Here is a 24842-nt window from a genome sequence, read left to right on the forward strand (position 1 = left end):
CCCCCGCCCGGAAACTACCCGCCGCAGATCGGCGCACCCGGCAGCTATCCACCGCCACCCGGTGCGTATCCACCCCCGCCCGGCAACTACGCGAACTACGGGAGCTACGAGAACCAGGGCTACGGTCAGGCTCCGCTGGGCCCGAACCCCGGCCGTCTCGAGGTCGGTGCCGCGCTGAGTTACAGCTTCGACAAGTTCAAGGCCAATGCGGGACCGTGGATCGGTTTGTCGGCCATCGTGTTCGTTTTTGGTGCGGTTGCGTTCGGTGTGGTCTTCGCATCGAGCATCGCCGCGGCGATAAATGCCGACAATCGAGGCGAGACCCTGGACACCGGAGCCTTCTCGGTGCTGTCGATTCTCGTCACGATCGTCGTGAGTATGGTCAGCTACTTCGTCAACGCGGCATTCGTTCGCGGAGCACTGGACGAGACGGGCGGATTCCAGAAGCCGCCCCTCGGTCGATTTTTCCAGCTCACCAACGTTCCGCAGATCGCGATCCTGGCAGTGATCTGGACTGCCGTCAGCGTGCTGTCGAGTTTCGTTCCGTTCCTGGGAACGGTGCTTCTGCTCGTGGCGAGTGTCCTGACGATCTTCTCCCTGACATTCGCCCTGGACCAGAATCAGTCGGCCATCGACTCCATCAAGTCGAGCGTGGACCTGGTGGTCAAGAACTTCGGGCCCGTCATCTTGTTGATTCTGGCCTTGGCCGCGATCAACATAGTCGGTGCTATCCCTTGCTTCCTCGGATGGCTGGTGACCATCCCGATCTCGGTGATCGCGACCAACTACGCCTACCGCGTCCTGACCGGCGGTCCGCTGTCCCCCGCACGCTGACCCACCGCTCTTGAAAAAACTCCCCCTACAGACGAATGTCCCCGTAGCGCAGTGCGTTACGGGGACATTCGTTTTGGAACCTTCTAGGCCTCGGCTGGTTCTTCCTTCTTCTCCGGCTTGAAGTCGACGCCCGATTCCTTACGCTGCTGCGGCGTGATCGGTGCGGGCGCGTCGGTCAACGGGTCGATGCCGCCACCGGACTTGGGGAACGCGATGACCTCTCGGATGGAATCGACTCCGGCGAGCAGCGCGGTGATGCGATCCCAGCCGAACGCGATGCCGCCGTGCGGCGGTGCGCCGTACGAGAAGGCATCGAGAAGGAAGCCGAACTTCTCCTGTGCTTCTTCCTTGCCGATACCCATGATCGCGAACACCCGTTCCTGAATGTCCTTGCGGTGGATACGAATACTGCCGCCGCCGATCTCGTTGCCGTTGCAGACGATGTCGTAGGCGTAGGCCAGAGCAGATCCGGGGTCGGTGTCGAACGTATCCATCGACTCCGGCTTCGGCGAGGTGAACGCGTGGTGCACTGCAGTCCACGCACCGGATCCGACGGCCACGTCCCCACTGGCTGTGGCGTCGGACGTGGGCTCGAACAGCGGGGCATCGACGACCCACACGAACGCCCACGCCTTCGGGTCGATCAGGTCGAGCTTCCGAGCGATCTCGCCGCGCACGGCACCGAGCAATCCACGGGACGCCTTGACAGGGCCGGCGGAGAAGAAGATCGCATCTCCGTTCTTCGCGCCGACGTGTGCGGCGAGGCCGTCGCGCTCGGCGTCGGTCAGGTTCTTGGCAACCGGACCACCCAGCGTGCCGTCCTCACCGACGAGAACGTAGGCGAGGCCCTTGTGGCCACGCTGCTTGGCGAATTCCTGCCATCGGTCGAGCTGCTTCCGGGGCTGGCTCGCGCCACCGGGCATGACGACCGCACCGACGTACGGGGCCTGGAACACGCGAAAGGTGGTGTCGGAGAAGAAGTCCGTGCACTCGACCAGTTCGATCTCGAAGCGAAGATCGGGCTTGTCCGAACCGTAGCGGCGCATGGCCTCGGCGTAGGTGATCCGAGGAATCGGAGCCGTGAAGTGATGCCCGACGAGCTTCCACAGCGAGGCCAGGATCTCCTCGGCCAGCAGGATGACGTCGTCCTGGGTGACGAAGCTCATCTCGACGTCGAGCTGAGTGAACTCCGGCTGACGGTCGGCGCGGAAGTCCTCGTCTCGGTAGCACCGGGCAATCTGGTAGTAGCGCTCGATACCGCCGACCATGAGCAGTTGCTTGAACAACTGCGGACTCTGCGGCAGAGCGTAGAAGCTACCCGGCTGCAACCGCGCCGGCACCAGGAAGTCGCGGGCACCCTCGGGGGTGGATCGCGTGAGCGTCGGAGTCTCGACCTCGACGAACTCGTGGTGCGCGAGCACCGAGCGGGCGGCGGCGTTGACGTGCGAGCGCAGGCGAATGGCGTGCCCCGGTCCCTCACGACGCAGATCGAGGTAGCGGTACTTCAGACGCGCTTCTTCGCCCGGCTGGTCGTCGAGCTGGAACGGCAGCGGTGCCGCCTCGGACAGGACCTCGATCTCGGAGGCCTCGACCTCGATCGCACCGGTGGGGATCTCGTAGTTGGCGTTGCCCTCGGGGCGGCCCTCGACCTTGCCGGTCACCTTCACGACGTATTCGGCGCGCAGGCGATGGGCCTGCTCGAGTGCTGCTCCCTCACGGAAGACGACCTGGGACACACCGGACGCGTCGCGCAGATCGATGAAGATGACGCCGCCGTGATCGCGTCGGCGGGCCACCCATCCCGTCAGCGTCACGGTTCGGTCGACGTGCTCGGGGCGTAATGAGCCGGCGAGGTGGGTGCGCAGCACGGGTGTCCTTTCGAGAAAAATCCGCTGATCGTGTTCTTCGCTCACCGATCCTACGGAGCACATGACCGTAGAAGGAAACGAGATCGCGCCGCGGCATGCGAAGCTATGGCCGACAGCAGCTATGTGTGTTCTCGCCACACGGTGGGAGCTCGGCGGAGAGGAACTCGGGCATGACCTTCAGAGAAGGTTCGCGGATGGAGCGGGGTCGAGTCTCCGTCGGCGGCAGCGGTGGCGGCGGACGCGGTGGCAAACTCGCCATCGGCGGTGGTGCAGGCGGCCTGATCATCATCGTCATCGCGCTGCTCTTCGGCGGAGATCCCGGTTCGATTCTCAATCAGATCAGTGGCGGTGACAGCTCGGCGGGGCAGGTCGACTCCGGCACCTCGGGGACCCTCGAGGGCTGCGAGACCGAGGCGGACGCGAACACCAAGATCGACTGCCGTATCGGATTCACGGTGTCGAGCCTGGACACCGTCTGGGAATCGCAGCTGCAAGCTCAGACCGGCGTCGCCTACGTTCAGCCCGGCGTGAATCTGTTCTCGGGAGCAACCAACACCGGCTGCGGCAACGCCACCAGCGCCGTCGGGCCGTTCTACTGCCCCGCCGATTCCACCGCCTACTTCGACACCAGCTTCTTCCAGGTTCTCGTCGACCAGTTCGGCTCGAGCGGCGGCCCCCTGGCGCAGGAGTACGTGGTGGCGCACGAGGTCGGCCACCACCTGCAGAACCAACTGGGCGACATCGGCCGCGCGCAGGCCGATCCCCAGGGACCCGAGTCCGGCGGCGTCAAGGTGGAGTTGCAGGCCGATTGCTACGCGGGAATCTGGGCGCACTATGCAGCCGACACAGTCGATCCGGACACCGGGGTTCCGTTCCTCGAGCCGCTGACCACCACCGACATCGACGACGCTCTCTCCGCCGCGTCGTCGGTGGGCGACGACCGGATTCAGCAGGCATCCACCGGCAGCGTCAACCCCGAGGGCTGGACGCACGGTTCGTCTGCACAGCGTCAGGCATGGTTCACCGCGGGCTACGAGACCGGGCAGGTCGCGGCCTGCGACACGTTCTCGGCACGCGACCTGAACAATCCCTGAACCCGAAGTAGTCGGAACGACGTAGTCAGAACAGGGTGAGGGCCGGCCCCGAGGTCACCGACGCTCGGGGTTCGGCAGGTTCGTTGACCGGCAGCGAGCGGGTCTGCTCTGGGGCGAACCCGTACTTGTCGAGCAACGGATCGATGCGGCCACGTAGCCACTGCTTGTACTCCGGAGTCACGTACGCCCCGTGCCCGTAGAGCTGACGGTACCGCCGCACCAACGCGGGGTGCTCCTTCACCAGCCAGCTCATGTACCAATCTTTGGTGCTCGAACGCAGATGCATCGGCAGGGCCGTCACGGTCGTCGCACCCGCCTCGGCCAGAGCACCGATGAGGCCGTCCAGTTGCTTGGCCCCGTCGGTGAGAAACGGAATGACCGGTGCCACCAGAACTCCGCACTCCAGTCCGGCGTCGCGGACCGCGCGAACGAGGTCCAATCGCGCTCGCGGACTGGGGGTTCCGGGCTCGAGCTGCTTCTGCAGGTCGGCGTCGTGAATAGCGAGGCTGATGCTCACGTGCACGTCGACTTGCTGGGCGGCCAACGTCAACAGCGGTAGATCGCGTCGCAAGAGTGTGCCCTTGGTCAGAATCGAGAACGGCGTGCCGGATTCGGTCAGTGCCCGAATGATGCCGGGCATCAACCGATATCGGCCCTCAGCGCGTTGATAGGGGTCGGTGTTGGTTCCCAGCGCCACCGGCTCACGCTTCCACGATCGCCGCGAAAGCTCCTTGCGCAGAACGGCCGCGACGTTGGTCTTGACGACGATCTGCGAGTCGAAGTCGTTGCCGGAGTCCAGATCCAGGTACTCGTGCGTCGGGCGGGCGAAGCAGTATCGACATGCGTGCGAGCATCCGCGCATCGGGTTGACGGTCCACGAGAAGGGCACCTGCGATTCGCCCGGAACCTCGTTCAGGGCGCTCTTGCACAGCACCTCGTGGAAGGTGATGCCCTCGAACTCCGGCGTCTGCACGCTGCGGACCAAACCCGACCGCTCGAGCCCCGGTAACGCCCCGTCGTCCGCGGCGTCGAGAGTCTGACCCGCCCATCGCATGCACACAGTCGAACATTTGTTCTATGCCGTGTCAAGGCAGGCTCACTCCTGCCGATCCCCGCTCGGGTGTGGTCATCGGAAGGCGATACCGTAGGCCCCCAGTCGATCCTAGGAGTGCACCGCCGTGACCGCCCCGAACACACCGACCCTCGAACCCATTCTGCGTCTCGGCCTCACACTCGGACCGGGAATCGACATCGGTTCGGTACCCGCGGGCGAGCGGGTCGTCACCACAGTGCTCGGCGGCGCAGCTCCCGGCCCCGACATCGAGGGAACTCTTGCAGCCGGGTCGACCGTCGTCAGCGTGACGCGGCCCGACGGATGCACCGAGTTCAGCAGCGACCTCGTTCTGGAATTGGCGACCGGAGGCTACCTCTCGCTGGACTACCGAGGGGTTCAGTTCGGGCCTGCCGAGGTCATCGAAGCTCTGAACGATCCCGAGCAAGAGGTCGATCCCGCCACGTACTACTTCCGCGGCACCCTCCGCGTGTCGACGGCGGTGCCGAAGTTCACCTATCTCAACCGCGCACTCGTGGTCACGTCCGGATCCCGCTCCGCCGAAGCCGTCGTGCTCGACGCCTTCCTGGTCACCTGATCACGCTTCAGTCGAGCAGCTGCGCGACCTCGCGGTCGGTCAGCGTCGCCTGCGGAGTTCGCCCTTTGCTGCGAACCAGTTCGACGGCGCGATAGAGCGGCCGCTGATCGAGTCCGGCATCGCGTGCCTCGGCACGCAGCTGATCCACCAGCACCGATGCGATCGCTGCGGCGGGCACCAGCTCGGTGGTCCACAGCGAGTCGGCGAGGCTGCGTAACGCGAGAATCGGCAGCTCACGGCCCCCGTCCCTGGTGTAGAGCGCAAGTGGAACCACGATGTGTGTACGCCCGTCGTAGAGCCGCAGCGAGATCTGATCGATTCCGGCCGTCCGAATGGTCAGTTCGGCCGTCACCACCTCCGGCATCTTCAGCCGGCGAGTGCGCACCCCTCGCGCGCACAGTTGCGGGCCGTCGAGCCACACCCGTCGGCGCAGACCGAGCCAACCCGACAGCACTGCGGGACCGCCGACGATCACGCCGACGAGAACTGCGACCCACACCGGCGCGAACAGCGCCAGGACGACGGCGAGAACGATCCCGATCACGGCCGACCCGACCATTATCTTGCGCAGGCGCGGTGCCAGGAACTCCACCGAGACCAGGTCGAGGGCTACCGGCCCCGCGTTGGACCGAGAGTCACCGGGCCGCGGGTCACCGGCCAAGGCGCGCTCCGAGGGCGTCGACCACGTCGGCCATCGGAACGGTGTCCTGCTCGCCGTTCGAAAGGTCTTTCACCAGAACCGATTCCGCAGCCAGTTCCTGGTCACCGAGCACCAACGCGAACCGCGCTCCGGATCGGTCGGCGGCCTTCATGGCACCCTTGATCCCGCGAGTGCCGTAGGCCATGTCCACGGCTATTCCTCGTTCGCGTAGCTGAGCCGCGATGTCGACGATCGCCAGCTTGGCGCCGGCACCCATCGGAACGCCGAAGACCTGGCATCGTGACGTCGCGCCCGCGATCTTGCCTTCGGCGGCGAGGGCCAGCACGGTGCGATCGACGCCGAGGCCGAACCCGATTCCGGAGAGCGCCTGCCCGCCCAGCTGTTCCATCAGCCCGTCGTAGCGTCCGCCGCCGCCGATGCCCGATTGTGCGCCGAGCCCGTCGTGCACGAACTCGAACGTCGTCTTGGTGTAGTAGTCCAGGCCCCGCACCATCCGCGGATTCACCAGGTACGGAACGTTCATCACGTCCAGGTATGCCAGCACTTCGTCGAAGTGTTCCTTCGCCGATTCGGAGAGGTGATCGAGCATCAGCGGTGCGTCTGCGGTCATCGCGCGCACCTCGGGGCGCTTGTCGTCGAGCACCCGCAGCGGGTTGATCTCGGCGCGTCGACGGGTGTCCTCGTCGAGCGGAAGCGCGAACAGGAACTGCTGCAACAGCTCTCGGTACTGCGGGCGGCAGGTGTCGTCACCGAGCGAGGTGATCTCGAGCCGGAACCCGGTGAGCCCGAGGGTCCGGAAACCGGCGTCGGCCACCGCGATGACCTCGGCGTCCAGCGCCGGGTCGTCGACGCCGATCGCCTCGACACCCACCTGCTGCAGCTGCCGGTACCGGCCGGCCTGCGGGCGTTCGTAGCGGAAGAAGGGCCCGGCGTAGGCGAGCTTGACCGGCAGCGCTCCCCGATCCAATCCGTGCTCGATCACCGCGCGCATGACTCCTGCGGTGCCTTCGGGACGCAGCGTCACCGATCGATCTCCGCGGTCGGCGAAGGTGTACATCTCCTTGCTCACCACATCGGTCGACTCCCCGACTCCGCGGGCGAACAGCCCGGTGTCCTCGAAGATCGGCAGTTCGATGTGGCCGTAGCCGGCGTTGCGGGCGGCGTCGAGCAGCCCCTCGCGGACGGCGACGAACTCGGCCGAGTTCGGGGGGAAGTAATCGGGGATGCCCTTGGGCGCAGAAAAGGCGGTCGGCTTGCTCACGTTCACAGCTTCCCTTGCTCGGGGTCGGTGAGTCCAACGAGGAACGGATTGGACTCACGCTCCTGGCCTATCGAACTCTGTCCGCCGTGCCCCGGGAGCACCACCGTGTCGTCACTCAGCGGTAGCAGCCGACTCGCGATCGATCGCAGCAGCTGATCATGATCACCGCCGGGCAGGTCGCTGCGCCCGATCGATCCCGCGAAGAGGGTGTCCCCGGTCAGTGCCAACGGAACCGAGCCGTCGGGCCCGTCGGCGTGGGCGAGGAACACCACCGATCCCTGGGTGTGCCCGGGGGTGTGCACCACCGTGAACTCGATTCCGGCGAGCTCGAGCCGGTGACCGTCCGTGAGCTCGATCACCTCGGCCGGTTCGTGGAACTCGAGGTCGCCCAGCACTGCCGCCAACGTCGGGCCCGTTCCCTTGATCGGATCGGCCAGCATGTAGCGGTCCTCGGGTGCGATGTACGCCGGGATGCCGTACTTTGCGCAGATCGGCTCCACCGACCACGTGTGGTCCAGATGACCGTGCGTGAGCAGTACTGCGGTGGGGGTGAGCGAGGACTGCGTCAGGAAGTCGATCAGCGGATCAGCGGCGTCCTGACCGGGATCGACGACGACACACTCGGACGCGTCGTCCTGGGCCAGGATGTAACAGTTGGTCTGAAACATGCCTGCGGGGAATCCGGTGACGAGCAAGACAAACGCTCCTAAAGGCTGAGGCCGAAGTACCGAGCAAGCTTAGTGTGACCGCTCCCGTCGGGTCCCCCCAGCATGCTCTCAGGCAACAGTGGCAAACTCGCGGTGGCCGATTCTCGGCCGGTTACCACACGATCGGTCCGTGCAGCGAGCGGGCGAGGTCGTTTTTCGACAAGCGGGAGGAACACGAATTGCCCAGCAACGAGCAACGGCGCGAGGCTGCCAAACGAAAGCTCGAACGCCAACTCGTACGCCGAGCCGAGCGAGCGCGGCGTCGTAAGCAATTGACGATCGTCGGTTCCGTTCTCGGCGTCGTCGCGGTCGTGGCCGTCGTCTCGGTCGTGTTCGTGGTGACCCGCGGTGACGAGGATGCGAGCACCGCGCAGGAATCGACGACGTCGGCACCCGCCGATTCGGTCATCGCAGCGGGACGCACCGAGCCGCTGCCCGAGACGGTGAACTGCTCCTATCCCGCTGCGGCGCAGCCGGCGGCCAAGGAGAACACTCCCCCGCGCACCGACAACGTCCCCACCAGCGACGAGCCGCTGAGCTACAGCATGACCACATCTGCGGGCAACATCGGTCTGACGCTGAACAATCCCGAGGCTCCGTGCACGGTCAACAGCTTCGTATCGCTCTCCAACCAGGGCTACTTCGACGGCACCACCTGCCATCGACTCACCACGGGCGCGGGCCTTCAGGTGCTGCAGTGCGGCGATCCCACGGGCACCGGCTCCGGTGGGCCGGGGTACCAGTTCGCCGACGAATTCCCCACCGATACGTATGCCGAAGGCGACCCCGCCGCACAGACCCCGATCGCCTACCCGCGCGGAACGTTGGCCATGGCCAACGCAGGACCGGGTACCAACGGCAGCCAGTTCTTCCTCGTCTACGGCGATTCCGAACTGCCGCCCGCCTACACCGCGTTCGGCACCATCGACGAGACCGGACTCGCCACTCTCGACGCCATCGCGGCCAAGGGTGTGGAGGGCGGCGCATCCGACGGAGCGCCCGCCGAACCGGTCGACATCACGTCCATGCTGAGCGACCTGTGAACCGCGCCTCGGCGCTGACGATCGCGGTCTCGGCCACCGCGCTGGTACTCGCAGGGTGTTCCGGTTCGGCCGAACCGGCAGCGGCACCGACCACCACACCGTCGTCGTCGACGATTACGACGACCGAAGCACCCGCGCCGCGTCCTGCACTCGACCTGTCCCGGTTCGGTGCGTTGCCGCCCGTGCCGCAGCCGACGACCGATACGGTGTCCTGCTCGTATCCGGCGGAGTCGCCGGCCGCCAAGGAGGTCGACGCTCCTGCGACCGACAACATCGACGTGTTCGGAATCGTCGACGTGACGTTGTCCACCAATCAGGGTCCGATCGACATCACACTCGACCGGACTCAGGCGCCGTGCACCGTCAACAGCGTCGTCGGCCTCGTCCAGCAGGGTTATTTCGACGGCTCGCCCTGTCACCGACTGACGACGTCACCGGGCCTCGAGGTGTTGCAGTGCGGTGATCCGTCCGGGTCCGGTCGAGGTGGACCGGGATACACCTTCGCCAACGAGTACCCCACCACCGCGTACACCGACGACCCGGCGCAGGCCGAGAATCCGGTGGTCTATCCCCGAGGAACGTTGGCCATGGCCAACGCAGGCCCCGATACCAACGGCAGCCAGTTCTTCCTGGTGTACGCAGATTCGGTGCTGCCGCCGCAGTACACGGTGTTCGGCACGATCTCGGACTCCGGTCTGCAGACCCTCGACGCCATCGCTGCGGGCGGGGTCACCGGTGGCTCAGAGGACGGCGCACCGGCGAACCCGGTGATCGTGGAGTCCGCCGCCTGAGTTCGCGTTCGAAGGCCGAGAGGGTGAGCAGAACATCTGCTCACCCTCTCGTCGTTCTCGGACTGCCGCTCAGGCAGCAGACGTCAGGCGGTACACGTCGTAGACGCCCTCGACGTTGCGCACCACGTTCAGCACGTGCCCGAGGTGCTTCGGGTCGCCCATCTCGAACGTGAACTTGCTGATCGCCACCCGGTCCCCTGATGTCGCGACGGACGCCGAAAGAATGTTGACCTTCTCGTCGGCGAGCGCCTTGGTGACGTCGGACAGCAGTCGATGACGGTCGAGTGCCTCGATCTGAATGGCGACCAGGAACACCGACGACGCCGACGGTGCCCACTGAACCTCGATGAACCGTTCGGACTGTTCCTCGAGCGAGCGTGCGTTGGTGCAGTCGGTGCGGTGGACACTCACCGATCCACCACGGGTGACGAATCCGAGGATCTCGTCTCCCGGCACCGGGGTGCAGCACTTGGCGAGTTTCGCGACGACGCCCTCGGATCCGGTGACCAGTACGCCCGCGTCGCCGACCTGACGTGGTCGAGTCGGGATGGTCGACGGTGTCGACCGCTCGGCGAGCTCTTCCTCGACATCGCCGACGCCGCCGAGATGGGCGACCAGCCGCTGCACCACGTGGCGAGCGGACACATGATTCTCGCCGACCGCGGTGTAGAGCGCAGAGACGTCGACGTACCGTAGCTCGTGTGCGATTGCCGACATGGACTCGGCATTCATCAAGCGCTGCAAGGGTAGCCCGCCTCGACGGACCTCCTTGGCGATGCCGTCCTTGCCCGCCTCGAGAGCTTCCTCGCGGCGCTCCTTGGCGAACCACTGACGAATCTTGGTCTTGGCACGCGGTGAGGCGACGAAACCCTGCCAGTCCCGGCTCGGACCGGCAGTGGCGGCTTTCGAGGTGAACACCTCGACCACTTCACCGTTGTCGAGAGTCCGTTCCAGTGCCACGAGTCGACCGTTGACCCGCGCGCCGATACAGCGATGCCCCACCTCGGTGTGCACCGCGTACGCGAAGTCGACCGGACACGATCCGGCGGGCAGGGTGACCACGTCGCCCTTGGGCGTGAAGACGAAGATCTCCTTGACCGCGAGGTCGTAGCGCAGCGACTCGAGGAACTCTCCCGGATCGGCGGCTTCTCGCTGCCAGTCGAGCAGCTGACGCATCCACGCCATGTCGTCGACCTCGGCATTGTCCTGCGAATGCTTGCCCTTGGTCTCCTTGTAGCGCCAGTGCGCTGCAATTCCGAACTCGGCTGTACGGTGCATGCCCCGCGTCCGGATCTGCACCTCGAGGGGCTTGCCCTCGGGTCCGATCACCGTGGTGTGCAGCGACTGGTACACCCCGTAGCGCGGCTGCGCGATGTAGTCCTTGAAACGGCCCGCCATCGGCTGCCACAGCGAATGCACCACGCCGACAGCGGCGTAGCAGTCGCGGATCTCGTCGCACAGGATGCGGACGCCCACGAGGTCGTGGATGTCGTCGAAGTCGCGGCCCTTGACGATCATCTTCTGGTAGATCGACCAGTAGTGCTTCGGGCGACCCTCGACGACGGCACTGATGCGCGACGCGGCGAGTGTCGCGTTGATCTCGGCCCGAACCTTCTCGAGGTAGGTGTCGCGGGACGGCGCACGATCGGCGACCAGACGCACGATCTCGTCGTACTTCTTGGGATGGAGTATGGCGAACGCCAGGTCTTCGAGCTCCCACTTGACCGTGGCCATTCCGAGCCGATGGGCAAGCGGCGCAATGACTTCCAGCGTCTCTTTGGCTTTGCGCGCCTGCTTCTCCGGGGGTAGGAACCGCATGGTGCGCATGTTGTGCAACCGGTCGGCGACCTTGATGACCAACACCCGTGGATCTCGCGCCATCGCGATGATCATCTTGCGGATGGTCTCGCCCTCGGCCGCAGTTCCGAGCACCACCTTGTCGAGCTTGGTCACTCCGTCCACGAGATGAGACACCTCGTCGCCGAATTCCTCGGTCAACTTGGCCAGTGAATACCCGGTGTCCTCGACGGTGTCGTGCAGCAGCGCCGCAACCAGGGTGGTCGTGTCCATCCCGAGTTCGGCCAGAATGTTCGCCACGGCGAGCGGATGCGTGATGTAGGGATCGCCGGACTTCCGCATCTGCGAGGCGTGCAGCTCGTCGGCCACGTCGTAGGCCCGCTGCAGCAACGTCAGGTCGGCCTTGGGATAGAGCTCGCGGTGCAGGCTGACGAGTGGCTCGAGCACCGGCTTGACCGCAGCGCTGCGTCCAGCGGTGATGCGGCGCGCCAGACGCGCCCGCACCCGACGCGACGCCGAGGTGGGGACAGGTGCCGAATTACGGGTTCCCGACGGAGCCTGCGCATCGTTCGCCACCGGGCCGTGGAGTACCGGAGTATCGACGGCCGGGCGGGAATCACTGGACGCGGCCTCGTCTGTCGTGACGACGTCGACACCGGTCCGTTCGGTGACCCCGGTCTGATCGGCAACGGGCCGTTCGGGGACGGCAGGCCCATCGGGCAAGGGCTGATCGATGTAACGGGTCACTCTCATCACCTCCTGCCACACGTTCCGCGTTGTCGCCGGAATTGTTCGGTCAACGCTTCGTGAAAGCGACTTTAGTCCTCATACTCGAACCAGGCAGCCGAGCGGGTAGCCACTGCACTTGTCGCGCCCACCCAGAACAGCAATCTCGAGAACCACAGCGGCTCCGGCGATGACTGCTCCCTGCTCGGCCAACAACCGAGCCGTCGCATCGACGGTACCGCCGGTCGCCAGTACGTCGTCGACCACCAGCACTCGCTTCCCGGTCACGTCGATCGCAGTCGGGATCTGCAATTCGGCGGTTCCGTACTCGAGATCGTACGACCGTGAATGCACCGGAGGCGGCAACTTTCCCGCCTTGCGCACCGCCAGCACACCGCACCCGAGTTCGAGGGCAACTCCGGCCCCCAACAGAAATCCCCGTGCGTCGATACCCGCCACCAGGTCGACGTCCTCGAATCCCTGCGCCAACTCCGATACGACGCTGCGTAACGCCGGTCCGTCCGCGAACACCGGTGTCAGATCGCCGAAGCGCACACCGGGGACGGGAAAATCGTCCACCCACCGCGTCAGCCTGGCCACGGCAGCGGCCGCACCCACTGCACCGTCTGCATCGTTCATCGAAGAAGCACCCACCGATCCATGTTCCATCCGGCACCAGCGGCCGTCGGGTTGGGCACCACGTCCTGCATGCCGTCACTGACGACGGTCGTACGCGGCTCGTTGTACAGGGGAAGCGACGGCATGTCGTTCCACAGGATGTTCTCGCCCTCGGTGGCCAGCGCCAGAATGCGCTCGGGATCGTCGGTCACCGCCAATTGATCGACGATGGAATCGATCCTGCCGTTGCTGTATCCGCCGACGTTCAGACCGATTCCAGTGCGCAGCGAATACCGTGCGGTCACCGCGGCAGCCGAACCCGACGGTCCAGGAAGCGATCCGCTGCTACCCAGGACGGCATCGACCGCCCCGGCCCGCAGGGCGGACGGTGTGAAGTCCGGCGAGCTCGCATCCTCGACGGTGATACCCGCGGCGGCACAATCGGCGGCCATGCGGCTCACCACCTGGGCGCGCCGCGCGTCCGGTCCCCGGTAGCCGACACGAACGGTCATTGCATTCTCGCCTGCGGCCTCGAGCTCTCGGCCGGCCTGGTCCAGGTCCGAGCGCTGGTAGCGATCACCCACCACCGCCGCGACCGACGGGTACACCAGCGTGTCGGGCTGAACGAGACGCGAGTCGACGACACCAGAGCCGAGACCCGCACCTGCCGCCTCGGAACCGGGGTGACCCAGTGTGTCGAACAGGTCCGATCTCGGGATGCATGCGGCCACTGCTCGACGTGCACTCGCCTGGCCCAGCACCCCCTGGGTCGCGAACGTCAACTGCTCGACGCCTCGCGACGGTTCCTCGGTGGTGGTGAAACCCTCGGTGGTCCCGAGATCGACAGCACCGGCACCGTGGTCGACCACATCCAGCGAACCGTCCGCGGACTTCGCCGCCAGGTCGGTGCCCTTGGGCCAGACGACCACCTGTTCGGTCTGAGGCGGGTTTCCCCACCAGGCGTCGTTCGCCACGAGCACCAGACCGTCCTCGGCGGTGTAGGACTCGACCCGGTACGGGCCGGCCGACGGCAACAGCGAGGTGTCGATCGAACCCGGCGTCAGAGTCCATCCGGTGTTCCAGAAGTCGGCGATGCGGCGCACCACGTCGTCGTCCTCGGCCAGGATGGGATCGACGACGTTCGGCACGCCTGCGACCCGGGCCGCAACATGCGCCGGTAGCAGATCGGTGGCACCGAACAGCGCTCGCCAGTTCTGGTAGCTGCGGCCGGATGCGAAGACGACGGTGGCTTCCTTGGCCCCCGGAACGCACTCGATGCGCTCGATGTCGGAGTACCCGGCCGTCGACGCCGCGTCGAACATGGGGCCGTCGGTGGCGAACCTTCCGCTGTTCGCCGCCCAGGCCAACACCAGGTCGTCGCAGGCCATCGGCGCACCGTCCGAGTACGTCGCGGCCGGGGCGATGGAGTACTGCACGGTCAGGGTGTCACCGGGTACCACCGACACTGTTCCGATGTCGTTGTCCGACAGCGCATCTCCCTCGGGCCCGAGGTAGCTGAAGCCCACCTGCACCCGAGTGAACGCCTGCCGGGCTCCCGACGCCGCGCCGTCGACGGTTCTGGCGTTGTACGTGTTCACCACGTTGTCGAACGAGTAGCCGATCGAGGGCACCTTGTCCTCGGGCGACGAACACGCCGTGATGGACACCGCGCCGACACTCGCTGCCACCAGTGCCGCGCTCCACCGTCGTTTCACGTGCACTCTCCGTCCCTGTCGAAGGTGGTCTACCGACGCTTCTTGTTTCGTTTCCCGGTGGGGCGGTTGCCCGGCTGGGGAGCGGACGACTTCGGAGTGGCCACGCCGACGGCCACCGGCTCAGGAGCGAGACCGGCCGCGCGAGCTGCCGCTTCGGCGCGCTTGGAGTGGACCTTGCGGGTGTGTACTGCGACGGGGCCCCACTTCTCCTTGAGCGTCACCAGCAGCGGAGTGGCGAAGAAGATCGACGAGTAGGCACCGACGATCATGCCGACCAGCTGTACCAGCGCCAGATCCTTGAGCGTGCCCACTCCGAGTAGCCACACCGCGATGATCATCAGTGCGATCACCGGGAGAACACCGATCACGGTGGTGTTGATCGAGCGCATCAGGGTCTGGTTGACGGCCAGGTTCGCCTGTTCGGCGTAGGTCTTGCGATGCAGGTTGAGGATGCCCCGGGTGTTTTCCTCGACCTTGTCGAACACCACCACGGAGTCGTACAGGGAGAAGCCGAGGATCGTCAGCAGACCGATGACCGTCGCAGGCGTCACCTCGAATCCGACGAGCGAGTACACACCTGCGGTCACCAGAAGGTCGAAGGCCAGGGCAGCCAGAGCCGCCAACGCCATGTCTCGCTCGTATCGGACCGCAATGTAGATACTGACGATGACCAGGAAGACCACGAGTGCGATCAGGGCCTTCTGGGTGATCTGGCTGCCCCAGGTCTCACTGACGTCGGACACGCTGATGGCATTCGGGGTCGCGGTACCCGAGTTGTCCTGCGGCTGGAAGGCCTCGAACAACGCCTGGCGAAGGGTGTCCACTTCGGCGGGGTCGAGAGCTTCGGAGCGAATCTGCACCGTTGCTGCGGCACCCGAACCGACGGTCTGTACCGACACCGGCGGCATGCCGAGCGAGTCGTCGTAGACGGTTTCGACCTGCTCGGTGGTGATGTTGTCGGCGGCGGGCAGCGCGATCCGGGTTCCGCCCTCGAAATCGATACCGAGGGTGAAGCCGCGGACGAGGAAGCTCAGCAGGCACACCAGCACGATGACGCCGGTGAGGATGTAGTAGAACCGGCGCCGACCGACGATGTCGAAGGCACCGGTGCCGGTGTACAACCTGGACAGCCAGCTGTGCTTGGGCTGGGTGGATTGATCGACGCCCGAATCGTCGAGGGGCGATGGGGTCGACGTCGTCGTGTCCGACATGTCATGCCTCCTTCGACGGCGCAGTGCCGGTCTTGACGGCGAGTGCCTTGTTGGCGGCGCGCTTGCGTTCGAGCGCGATCTGCTGGACTGCACCGAGGCCGTTGACCGACGGCTTGGACCAGAACGTGGATTTCGACGCCAGGTACACCAGCGGCCAGGTCACCAGCACCACGACGATGATGTCCAGGATCGTCGTCAGTCCGAGGGTGAACGCGAAGCCGCGGACCTGACCGACGGCCAACACGTACAGCACCGCGGCAGCGATGAAGCTGACCGCGTTGCCGGACAGGATCGTCTTGCGTGCGCGTGCCCAACCACGAGGAACCGCCGACCGGAAGCTGCGACCCTCCCGGATCTCGTCCTTGATGCGTTCGAAGAACACCACGAACGAGTCCGCGGTCATACCGATACCGATGATCAGGCCTGCGATGCCTGCCAGGTCCAGCGTGAAGCTGATCCATCTGCCCAACAGAACGATGATTCCGTAGACGACGAGACCGGCCAGCGCCAACGACAGCGCCGTGAGCAGTCCGAGAGCACGGTAGTAGAGCAGGCAGTAGACCAACACCAGCGCCAGTCCGATGGCACCTGCGAGCAGTCCGGCTTCGAGCGAGGCCAATCCCAGTGTGGCCGAAACAGTTTCGGCTTCGGAGGACACGAAGGACAGCGGTAGTGAGCCGTACTTGAGCGTGTTGGCCAGCTCCGAGGAGGTCTGGGCATTGAAGTTTCCGGTGATCGAGGTGGCGCTACCGGCTGGGGTGGCCCCCTGGATGACCGGCGCACTGATCACCTTGGAGTCCAATACGAACGCAGCCTGCTTCTGCAGGTTGGCCGCGGTGAACTGAGCCCAGGTGTTCGAGCCCTCCGTGTCGAACGTCAGGCTCACCTGGAACTGTGCCTGCTGACTGTCGAACCCGGAGGTCGCGTCGGATATCTGCTGACCGTCGATGATCGTCGGACCGAGTAGATAGACGGCCGTTCCATCGGTCGAGCATGCGACGAGGGGAAGAGCGGGATCGTCGTTGCCTGCGAGCGGGTCGGCGGCGTTGCAGTCGAGGGACTGCATCGCGAGTTGTTGGACCTGCTGGTCCTCGCTCTGCCGCAGTGCCTTCGCGTCGGCGATCTCCTGGGCGGCACGATCGGCGTCGGACAGCGAAGCGTCGGTGGCGGGGTCCTCGGCCGGTGCGTCGGTGGCCGGTGCCTCGCTAGCGGGTGCATCAGTAGCGGGGGCGGGAGTCGGATCGACCGTCGTCGGATCCTGCGCCGGGAACACACGTTGCTGCGGAGTGGCCGGATCTGCGGGTGCAGCCGGGTCCGCCGAAGCAGCCGGGTCTGCAGGTGCCGCAGGATCGACCGGCGCGGCCGGGTCGACCGGGGTCTGCTGCGTGCCTGCACCCTCGCCCGTCGACGGAGCAACGGATCCGATCACGGGACGGATGAACAGTCGCGCGGTCTGCCCGAGGGTGCGCGCCTGGGAGCTGTCGTCGCCGGGCACCGTGATGACGAGGTTGTCGCCGTCGATGACCACCTCGGAGCCGGAGACACCGAGACCGTTGACGCGGGTCTCGATGATCTGCTGCGCCTGCTGCAAGCTGTCCTGCGTCGGTGCGTTGCCGTCGGGGGTCCGCGCGGTGAGTGTCACGCGCGTGCCGCCCTGCAGGTCGATTCCCAACTTCGGCGAGGGGTCTTTGTCTCCGGTGAAGAAGACCATGGCGTACACCGCTGCCATCAGCACCGCGAAAACGGCGAGATAGCGGGCGGGTTGCACCGGTCCGCTGGAAGGTGCCACGGTGTGTGTTTCTCCTCTGAGGCGATGGAAAATGTCGGTTCCTGCAGGGCCTGGCGGCCCGCTGTGTCAGCGGTGAGCGGTGCGATTGTGCACCACATCGGTCACCGCAGAGAAAACCGCTGCCGGATACTGTCTCCGACAGCGGTCGTCGATCACATCGAGCTCACTCTTTTTCGAGCCTCTTCGCCGTCTGCTCGACGGTCTCGTCCGGCCGGGCCGCGTCTGTCTTGCTCAGCGACGGTCCCGCGGTGTTGTTCGAGCCGAGGGCCGCGATGTCCGCCTCGGTGGTGGCGTCGATGTCGGTGTCGTCGAACTCGGAATCGTCGGGCAGCACCTCACGCACGACTGCGCGCGACCACGTGGTGATGACGCCGTCGGCGATCTCGAGGTCGATCGTGTCGTCCTCGACCAGGACGACGCGGGCGTACAGACCGGCGGTGGTGACGACCTCGTCGCCGATCTTCAGCGAGTCCTGCATTTCCGTGGTCTTGGCCAACACCTTCTTCTGTCGACGCGCATTGAGAAACAGCGGTACCAGAAGGGCCACGATCAGCAGCGGAAACAGCAAATCCATCGGAAGGTCAGTCCTCGAAGTCGGGTTCGATATACGTCATTGTCTCGTGCGAGAACGCCGCCGGTGCGGGCCTCGCAGCTACCCAGTGTGCCATTACCTGGAACCGGTCCGGTCCGTTCGTGTCCTGTTGTGCCCGATTCACTCGAATAATCCCTGCTGGACCTCCGAGGATCGGACCGAAATTCCACCCACTGCGAGGTCCGGTGGCGGTGTCAGACCGAGGTGTTGCCACGCAGAAGCGGTCGCCACGCGCCCGCGGGGGGTGCGGGCGATCATTCCGGCACGCACCAGAAACGGCTCGCACACTTCCTCGACCGTCGACGGTTCCTCGCCCACGGCGACGGCCAGTGTCGATACACCCACCGGCCCACCGCCGAAGCTTCGGATGAGCGCGCTGAGTACCGCGCGGTCGAGTCGGTCGAGCCCGAGCTTGTCGACGTCGTAGACCACCAGGGCGGCCTTCGCGGTGTCCTGGGTGACGGTGCCGTCGCCGCGCACGTCCGCGTAGTCGCGAACTCGCCGAAGCAGTCGGTTCGCGATTCTGGGGGTGCCGCGCGAACGCCCGGCGATTTCCGCACAGCCGTCCCGGTCGATCGGTACGCCCAGAATTCCCGCCGACCGCATGAGGATGCGCTCGAGTTCGCTGGGCTCGTAGAAGTCCATGTGCGCCACGAATCCGAAGCGATCTCGCAGCGGCCCGGTGAGCGCACCCGACCTGGTGGTGGCACCGACGAGGGTGAACGGTGCCACCTCGAGTGGAATCGACGTCGCTCCCGGCCCCTTGCCGACGATGACGTCGACGCGGAAATCCTCCATCGCCAGGTACAGCATCTCCTCGGCCGGGCGGGCGATGCGATGGATCTCGTCGATGAACAGCACGTCCCCCTCGACGAGATTGCTGAGCATCGCCGCGAGATCGCCTGCCCGCTCGAGCGCCGGACCCGACGTGAGCCGCAGCGAGGTTCCCAGCTCGGCGGCGATGATCATTGCCATGCTGGTCTTGCCGAGTCCCGGCGGACCGGACATCAGGATGTGATCGGGGGTGCCGCCGCGCATCTTGGCACCCGACAACACGAGCTGGAGCTGCTCTCGCACGCGCGGTTGACCGATGAAATCGGTGAGATTCTTCGGACGCAGACTCGTCTCGACATCCAGATCGTCGGACATCGCGTCCGCACCGACCTGGGATTCGGAGAACTGGTCGTCCTCGGTCACCCGGGCCTACCTGGACTTTCCGAGATACGCCAGCGCCGACCTCAACGCGGTCGACGTCGTGGCCTCGGGCTGCTGGGCGAGCACCGCGTCGGTGGCTTCCTCGGCCTGCTTGGTGGGGAATCCGAGACCGATCAGCGCTTCGACGATCTGGTCTCGCATCGAGTTGCCGGCACCGGACCCGGGCACGGCTGCGCTTCCGGCGCGTCCGACCACCGCGTCGACCTTGTCGCGCAACTCGACGACCATTCTCTCCGCGCCGCGCTTCCCGATACCGGGCACCCTGGTCAGAGCTCCGATATCACTGTCCGCCAACGCAGTTCGCAGCGCATCGGGCTCGTGTACGGCAAGAGTCGCCATGGCAATTCGCGGGCCGACGCCGGTCACGGTGAGGAGCAACTCGAACAGCTCACGCGACTCCTTGTCGGGGAACCCGTACAGCGTCTGCGAATCCTCGCGCACGATCATGGTCGTCAGGAGGGTCGCTTCGCTCCCCCGGTGCAGCGTGGCCAACGTCGCCGGAGTGGCGTTGACCCGGTACCCGACGCCCGCGGCCTCCAGCACGGCGTGATCGAGCGCGATGTCCACCACCGAACCCCTGATCGACGCGATCATCGTGCGCCCGCCTCCTTCTTGGCCATCTTCTCGATCCTGCGTGCCACGACGGCGCGAGCCTTGCGCTCCTCGGCCAGACGCGCGTCGTACTTGCGTTTCTGCTCGGCGGCCATGGCTTCGGCTTTCGCCATCCGGGCGATCATGGGTGCTCGCCAGCAGTGACAGATACCGAGGGCCAATGCGTCGGCCGCGTCGGCGGGAGTCGGTGCAGTCTGCAGACCGAGAATGCGCATGACCATGGCGGTCACCTGAGCCTTGTCGGCCGAACCGTTGCCCGTGACGGCCGCCTTGACCTCACTGGGAGTGTGAAAGCAGACGGCGACGCCGCGCCTCGCCGCTGCGAGAGCGATGACGCCACCGGCTTGGGCCGTGCCCATGGCCGTACGAACGTTGTGTTGGGCAAACACTCGCTCGATCGCCACCACCGAGGGCTTGTGGGTATCGAGCCAGTATTCCGCCGCCTCGGAAATGCGCAGCAGACGCTGCGCGAGGTCCATGTCCGCAGGCGTTCGCACCACATCGACATCGAGCGCGACCACCGTTCGGCCTACACCGCCCTCGATCAGACTGAGCCCACACCTGGTGAGACCGGGGTCGACACCCATCACCCGCACGCCACCACACCTTCCGCTTACGAACTGTTGTTCGATAGCGTAGCGGAGCCCACCGTCGGATCAGGGATACGACACCCGGTCGATCACGTCGTCGGATGCGAGGGGCGTCAGTCCTCGGCGTCGAGCTCGGCCATGACCTCGTCGGAGAGGTCGACGTTGGACCACACGTTCTGCACGTCGTCGCTGTCTTCGAGTGCATCGATGAGCTTGAACACCTTGCGTGCACCGTCCGCGTCGACCGGGACGTTCACCGACGCCTGGAAGCTCGCCTCGGCCGAGTCGTAGTCGATTCCGGCCTCCTGCAACGCGGTGCGCACGGCGACCAGGTCGGTCGGCTCGCTGACGACCTCGAACGTGTCGCCGTTGTCGTTGACTTCCTCGGCACCGGCTTCGAGAACGGCCATCAGGACGTCGTCCTCGCTCTGACCGTTCTTCTCCAGGGTCACCACACCCTTGCGCGAGAACAGGTACGACACCGAACCCGGGTCGGCCATGTTCCCGCCGTTACGGGTCATCGCAACGCGAACCTCGCCTGCGGCGCGGTTGCGGTTGTCGGTGAGGCACTCGATGAGGATGGCAACACCGTTGGGTCCGTAGCCCTCGTACATGATGGTCTGCCAATCGGCCCCGCCGGTCTCCTCGCCTGCACCTCGTTTGCGCGCCCGCTCGATGTTGTCGATGGGCACCGAGGTCTTCTTCGCCTTCTGAATGGCGTCGAAGAGCGTCGGGTTGCCGGTGGGGTCACCGCCACCCGTCCGGGCTGCCACCTCGATGTTCTTGATGAGCTTGGCGAAAGACTTGCCACGTCGGGCGTCGATCACCGCCTTCTTGTGCTTGGTGGTGGCCCATTTTGAGTGGCCGCTCATGCGATAGGGCCCCTTCCTGCTCGAAATCAGTGTTGTCGACTTTACTCGCCCGGTTCCGCGCTCGGCACCGACCGACCGTCGAAGGTTCTAGCGGCTTCGCACCATGTCGACGAAGAGTGCGTGCACTCGATCGTCGCCGGTGACCTCGGGGTGAAAACTCGTCGCGAGAACGGAGTTCTGGCGAACGGCCACCACGCGTCCGGCGGCCGGTCCGTGCGGCACGGTGGCGAGCACCTCGACGTGCTCGCCCACCCGCTCGACCCACGGCGCGCGAATGAACACCGCCCGCACCGGCCCACCGTCGATACCGGTGACGTCGAGATCGGTCTCGAACGAATCGACCTGACGACCGAAAGCGTTGCGCCGCACGGTGATGTCGAGGCAATCCAGATGTCGGGCGTCGGGCCTGGTGTCGAGAATCTCGGACGCCAGCAGAATCATGCCCGCACAGGATCCGTAGGCGGGCAGTCCCTCGGCCAACCGCGCACGCAGCGGATCGAGGAGCTCGAACACGCCGAGCAGGTTGCTCATGGTCGTCGACTCCCCGCCGGGGATGATCAGTCCGTCGATCTGCGCCAGTTCGGCAGGACGCCGCACGGTGACTCCGCGCGCACCGCTCGACTCGAGCGCAGCCAGGTGTTCGCGAACGTCGCCCTGCAGCGCGAGAACACCGATGGTCGGAGCGGTCACTTGCGGCCGAAGGGATCGACATGAGGCGCGTCCGGGTCCCGCTCGTAACGCATCAGCCCTTCTTGCACCACCGCGGCAACCATGCGTCCGGACGTGTCGAAAATTCGCCCCTGAGCCAGTGCCCGGCCGAAATCGGCCGACGGTGACGTCTGGTCGTAGAGCAACCATTCGTCTGCCCGGAACGGCCGCAGGAACCACAGCGCGTGATCGAGCGAGGCCGTCTGGGTGACGGCGTCCGGGTGCGGCACCTTGGCGGAGCCGATCAACGTCATGTCGCTCATGTACGCGAGTGCGCAGACGTGGAACACCTGATCGTCGGGCAACGTATCGCGGTAGCGGAACCACACACGTTGCTGCGCAGCGAAACTGGGATGCTTGACGGTCTGGTCTTCGGGAATGAGACGGATGTCCCATTCCGACCACTCCTTGTAGTACGAGTGGTCGTATTCGGCGAGGGTGGTGGGATCGGGCAGGCTGTCCGGTCCGACGACCTCGGGCATGACGTCCTGGTGCGAAATGCCGTCGTCGTCGCCGTGGAACGAGGCAGACATCGTGAAGATCGCCTTGCCGTGCTGAATTCCGGTGACGCGGCGTGTGCAGAACGACCGGCCGTCGCGGATCCGATCGACCATGAAGACGGCCGGTTCGTTCGGATTGCCCGGACGCAGAAAGTAGCCGTGCAGCGAGTGCACACGAAACTCGGGAGCCACTGTGCGCACCGCCGCGACGAGCGCCTGGCCCGCCACCTGACCGCCGAACGTACGGGGCAACCGAGAAGGGAAAGTCCGTCCCCGATAGATGTCGTTCTCGATCCGTTCCAATTCGAGAATGTCCTCGATGCTGGCCATGGCTGGTGTCCACCTTTCTGTGACAACGGCTCAGGCTAACAATGGATGGACCAGGCAAGATGGTCGGTGTGGGTCAACCGATGCCGATATTTCCCGATCTTCTCGTCGAGTCGATCGTCGATTCGTGCCCGGACGGTGCCCGCTCGATCGTCGTGATCGACGGTGCCGATGCCGCGCGACCGGTCGACTTCGCCACGCGCACAGCCGAACACGCCCGCTCTCGGGGCCGTCCGGCTGCCGTCGTCGACCTGCACGACTACGTCCGACCTGCGTCCATTCGATTCGAATACTCGCGGACCGACGAATTGAGCTATCGCACACTGTGGTTCGACTACGACGCCCTGGTTCGAGAAGTCATCGCCCCGCTGGGACCCGGTGGCGGAGGTCACTTTCTACCGCGACTGTGGGATGAGGCCACCGACCGCTCGGCTCGGGCCCGCACAACCTCGGCGGCGGCGAATCAGATCGTCCTGATCGCGGGACCCATGCTGCTCGGACGGGGATTGAACGTCGGTCTGTCGGTGCAGCTACGCCTGTCCGCGAACGCTTTACGCCGCAGAACGAGCGCCCCCGATCAGTGGACCTGCGCCCCGTTGCTCGAGTACTACGAGAGCCTCGACGGCTCGGCCGAGCGGCCGGATTTTCTGGTCCGATGGGACCATCCCGACCGCCCGGCACTCGAACGCTACTGACGCAGAACCGTCACCAGCCACGCTCGGCGAGACGGTGTCCGACGGGGAGGTCGTCGACGTTGATGCCGACCATTGCCTCACCGAGACCGCGCGAGACCTTGGCGAGCACATCGGGGTCGTCGAAGAACGTGGTGGCCTTGACGATCGCCTCGGCGCGCTCCTTGGGGTTGCCGGACTTGAAGATTCCCGATCCGACGAACACGCCCTCGGCACCGAGCTGCATCATCATCGCTGCGTCCGCGGGAGTGGCGATGCCGCCGGCGGTGAACAGTGTGACGGGCAGTTTGCCGGCCCGGGCGACCTCGACGACGAGGTCGTACGGGGCCTGCAGTTCCTTCGCCGCCACGTACAGCTCGTCCTCGGGAAGCGAGGTGAGGCGACGGATCTCGTCGCGAATCTTGCGCATGTGCGTCGTCGCGTTCGAGACGTCGCCGGTTCCGGCCTCGCCCTTGGAGCGAATCATGGCCGCTCCCTCGGTGATTCGACGCATCGCCTCACCCAGGTTGGTGGCACCACAGACGAAGGGAACGGTGAAGTTCCACTTGTCGATGTGGTTGGCGTAATCGGCCGGGGTGAGCACCTCGGACTCGTCGATGTAGTCGACGCCGAGGCTCTGCAGAATCTGCGCTTCGACGAAGTGGCCGATGCGGGCTTTCGCCATCACCGGGATGCTGACCGAGGAGATGATGCTGTCGATCATGTCGGGATCGCTCATGCGCGACACCCCACCCTGAGCGCGAATGTCGGCGGGGACGCGCTCGAGGGCCATGACGGCCACTGCTCCGGCGTCTTCGGCGATCTTGGCCTGATCGGCGGTGACCACGTCCATGATGACGCCACCCTTGAGCATCTCGGCCATCCCCCGCTTGACGCGCGCGGTGCCGATTCCGTTCTCGCCCGACCCGCCTTCGGCAGATCCAGCGGGTGTAGTGGATGCGTGTGGGGTACTCAAGCCGACTCCTGTGTT

24 protein-coding genes are annotated in these 24842 nt (G+C 65.7%); 6 read left to right on the plus strand and 18 right to left on the minus strand.

Annotated features, from left to right (window positions below):
• Window positions 1-834: hypothetical protein (locus tag CH283_RS28400; protein ID WP_094653734.1), on the plus strand; the 834-nt coding region annotated here is incomplete at its 5' end.
• Between the two features lie 83 nt (window positions 835-917).
• Here CH283_RS28400 and aspS read toward each other — a convergent pair.
• Window positions 918-2702: an aspartate--tRNA ligase gene (gene aspS, locus CH283_RS19640; RefSeq protein ID WP_068050575.1), complete on the minus strand. Its 1785-nt coding sequence runs from the start codon at window positions 2700-2702 to the stop codon at window positions 918-920.
• A gap of 170 nt (window positions 2703-2872) precedes the next feature.
• Here aspS and ypfJ point away from each other — a divergent pair, with 170 nt between their 5' ends.
• Entirely contained in the window at window positions 2873-3796 is a 924-nt protein-coding gene (ypfJ, locus tag CH283_RS19645) for a KPN_02809 family neutral zinc metallopeptidase (RefSeq protein WP_068284208.1), read from the plus strand.
• Between the two features lie 25 nt (window positions 3797-3821).
• Here ypfJ and CH283_RS19650 read toward each other — a convergent pair whose 3' ends face one another.
• A complete protein-coding gene (locus tag CH283_RS19650) occupies window positions 3822-4850 on the minus strand; it encodes an Rv2578c family radical SAM protein (RefSeq protein WP_094641927.1) in 1029 nt (342 codons plus the stop codon).
• Between the two features lie 124 nt (window positions 4851-4974).
• Between CH283_RS19650 and CH283_RS19655 the strand changes: the two genes are divergently transcribed.
• Complete coding sequence (locus CH283_RS19655) at window positions 4975-5445, plus strand: DUF3237 family protein (RefSeq protein WP_094641929.1); 471 nt, start codon at window positions 4975-4977, stop codon at window positions 5443-5445.
• A gap of 7 nt (window positions 5446-5452) precedes the next feature.
• Here the strand turns inward: CH283_RS19655 and CH283_RS19660 are convergent, their stop codons facing one another.
• From CH283_RS19660 to CH283_RS19670, 3 genes are read right to left on the minus strand one after another with little or no spacing between them, the layout of a single operon-like run.
• Complete coding sequence (locus tag CH283_RS19660) at window positions 5453-6106, minus strand: hypothetical protein (RefSeq protein ID WP_094641931.1); 654 nt, start codon at window positions 6104-6106, stop codon at window positions 5453-5455.
• Window positions 6096-7367, minus strand: a complete 1272-nt coding sequence (gene hisS / locus CH283_RS19665) for a histidine--tRNA ligase (RefSeq protein ID WP_094642384.1) — start codon at window positions 7365-7367, stop codon at window positions 6096-6098. The genes CH283_RS19660 and hisS overlap by 11 nt, the downstream gene beginning before the upstream one ends.
• 2 nt (window positions 7368-7369) lie before the next feature.
• Complete coding sequence (locus tag CH283_RS19670) at window positions 7370-8062, minus strand: MBL fold metallo-hydrolase (RefSeq protein WP_094641933.1); 693 nt, start codon at window positions 8060-8062, stop codon at window positions 7370-7372.
• 191 nt (window positions 8063-8253) lie between these two features.
• Here CH283_RS19670 and CH283_RS19675 point away from each other — a divergent pair, with 191 nt between their 5' ends.
• On the plus strand, window positions 8254-9117 hold the full coding sequence (locus CH283_RS19675; protein ID WP_094642385.1) for a peptidylprolyl isomerase: 864 nt from the start codon (window positions 8254-8256) through the stop codon (window positions 9115-9117).
• Window positions 9114-9908 carry a peptidylprolyl isomerase gene (locus CH283_RS19680; RefSeq protein ID WP_255183268.1) on the plus strand — a complete coding sequence of 265 codons (795 nt, stop codon included), beginning with the start codon at window positions 9114-9116 and terminating at the stop codon, window positions 9906-9908. The genes CH283_RS19675 and CH283_RS19680 overlap by 4 nt, the downstream gene beginning before the upstream one ends.
• 69 nt (window positions 9909-9977) lie before the next feature.
• Here CH283_RS19680 and CH283_RS19685 read toward each other — a convergent pair whose 3' ends face one another.
• The 12 genes from CH283_RS19685 to CH283_RS19740 form a co-directional block, all read right to left on the minus strand.
• On the minus strand, window positions 9978-12281 hold the full coding sequence (locus CH283_RS19685) for a RelA/SpoT family protein (protein ID WP_255183294.1): 2304 nt from the start codon (window positions 12279-12281) through the stop codon (window positions 9978-9980).
• Between the two features lie 249 nt (window positions 12282-12530).
• Complete coding sequence (locus CH283_RS19690) at window positions 12531-13070, minus strand: adenine phosphoribosyltransferase (protein WP_068050586.1); 540 nt, start codon at window positions 13068-13070, stop codon at window positions 12531-12533.
• Window positions 13067-14770: an ABC transporter substrate-binding protein gene (locus CH283_RS19695; RefSeq protein ID WP_094641935.1), complete on the minus strand. Its 1704-nt coding sequence runs from the start codon at window positions 14768-14770 to the stop codon at window positions 13067-13069. Before CH283_RS19695 ends, CH283_RS19690 begins: the two co-directional genes overlap by 4 nt.
• Window positions 14771-14793: 23 nt before the next feature.
• Window positions 14794-15975, minus strand: coding sequence for a protein translocase subunit SecF (gene secF, locus CH283_RS19700; protein ID WP_094641937.1), 1182 nt, complete (start codon window positions 15973-15975; stop codon window positions 14794-14796).
• A gap of 1 nt (window position 15976) precedes the next feature.
• Window positions 15977-17764 carry a protein translocase subunit SecD gene (gene secD, locus CH283_RS19705; RefSeq protein WP_176460463.1) on the minus strand — a complete coding sequence of 596 codons (1788 nt, stop codon included), beginning with the start codon at window positions 17762-17764 and terminating at the stop codon, window positions 15977-15979.
• A 163-nt stretch (window positions 17765-17927) separates the two neighbouring features.
• Window positions 17928-18338: a preprotein translocase subunit YajC gene (yajC, locus tag CH283_RS19710; RefSeq protein ID WP_094641939.1), complete on the minus strand. Its 411-nt coding sequence runs from the start codon at window positions 18336-18338 to the stop codon at window positions 17928-17930.
• A 138-nt stretch (window positions 18339-18476) separates the two neighbouring features.
• Window positions 18477-19505, minus strand: a complete 1029-nt coding sequence (ruvB, locus tag CH283_RS19715; RefSeq protein WP_176460499.1) for a Holliday junction branch migration DNA helicase RuvB — start codon at window positions 19503-19505, stop codon at window positions 18477-18479.
• A gap of 54 nt (window positions 19506-19559) precedes the next feature.
• Window positions 19560-20165: a Holliday junction branch migration protein RuvA gene (ruvA, locus tag CH283_RS19720; protein ID WP_068050592.1), complete on the minus strand. Its 606-nt coding sequence runs from the start codon at window positions 20163-20165 to the stop codon at window positions 19560-19562.
• Window positions 20162-20779, minus strand: a complete 618-nt coding sequence (gene ruvC / locus CH283_RS19725; protein ID WP_094641942.1) for a crossover junction endodeoxyribonuclease RuvC — start codon at window positions 20777-20779, stop codon at window positions 20162-20164. Before ruvC ends, ruvA begins: the two co-directional genes overlap by 4 nt.
• 107 nt (window positions 20780-20886) lie before the next feature.
• Window positions 20887-21645 carry a YebC/PmpR family DNA-binding transcriptional regulator gene (locus CH283_RS19730; RefSeq protein ID WP_094641944.1) on the minus strand — a complete coding sequence of 253 codons (759 nt, stop codon included), beginning with the start codon at window positions 21643-21645 and terminating at the stop codon, window positions 20887-20889.
• 87 nt (window positions 21646-21732) lie between these two features.
• Window positions 21733-22335: a pyridoxal 5'-phosphate synthase glutaminase subunit PdxT gene (gene pdxT / locus CH283_RS19735; protein ID WP_094641946.1), complete on the minus strand. Its 603-nt coding sequence runs from the start codon at window positions 22333-22335 to the stop codon at window positions 21733-21735.
• On the minus strand, window positions 22332-23183 hold the full coding sequence (locus CH283_RS19740) for an acyl-CoA thioesterase (protein WP_068050595.1): 852 nt from the start codon (window positions 23181-23183) through the stop codon (window positions 22332-22334). The genes pdxT and CH283_RS19740 overlap by 4 nt, the downstream gene beginning before the upstream one ends.
• Before the next feature lie 59 nt (window positions 23184-23242).
• Here CH283_RS19740 and CH283_RS19745 point away from each other — a divergent pair, with 59 nt between their 5' ends.
• Window positions 23243-23875, plus strand: a complete 633-nt coding sequence (locus tag CH283_RS19745) for a hypothetical protein (RefSeq protein WP_255183269.1) — start codon at window positions 23243-23245, stop codon at window positions 23873-23875.
• A 10-nt stretch (window positions 23876-23885) separates the two neighbouring features.
• Here the strand turns inward: CH283_RS19745 and pdxS are convergent, their stop codons facing one another.
• Window positions 23886-24827, minus strand: coding sequence for a pyridoxal 5'-phosphate synthase lyase subunit PdxS (gene pdxS, locus CH283_RS19750; protein ID WP_082899040.1), 942 nt, complete (start codon window positions 24825-24827; stop codon window positions 23886-23888).
• Between the last annotated feature and the right edge of the window lie 15 nt (window positions 24828-24842).

This window comes from Rhodococcus sp. 05-2254-2 (genome assembly GCF_002259095.1).
Taxonomy (GTDB): domain Bacteria; phylum Actinomycetota; class Actinomycetes; order Mycobacteriales; family Mycobacteriaceae; genus Rhodococcoides.